Origin of the sequence: Bradyrhizobium sp. TM233 (assembly GCF_036247965.1) — a bacterium.
Taxonomy (GTDB): Bacteria; Pseudomonadota; Alphaproteobacteria; order Rhizobiales; family Xanthobacteraceae; genus Bradyrhizobium; species Bradyrhizobium ottawaense.
In genome coordinates, this window is record NZ_BTIG01000380.1 from 1 (window position 1) to 290 (window position 290).

The following is a 290-nucleotide window of genomic DNA, read 5'->3' on the forward strand; positions in this document are numbered from 1 at the left end:
GAGTCATTGTGTAATTTGACTAATCTGCGAACGTTGAAGCTGGAATATTGTGCTAACCTGACTACGCTACCTAGTGGGATGCAAAATCTTGTGAACTTGCACTATCTTGGTATTGATGGAACTCGTAATATAGAGGAGATGCCGAAAGGAATGGGCAAATTAAAGCAGTTGCAGCATTTACCTTACTTCATTGTGGGTAAGGATGAAGAAGTCAAGATCAAAGAACTAGGAGGACTTTCGAATCTTGGTGGATCGTTTAGAATTATGAAACTGGAGAATGTTGAGAATAG

1 protein-coding gene is annotated in these 290 nt (G+C 39.7%); it reads left to right on the forward strand.

The window, feature by feature from the left end:
- Positions 1 to 33: 33 nt before the first annotated feature.
- Positions 34 to 290, forward strand: a 257-nt coding sequence (locus AABA86_RS34495; RefSeq protein ID WP_445083508.1) for a hypothetical protein, incomplete at its 3' end; no start/stop codon positions are given.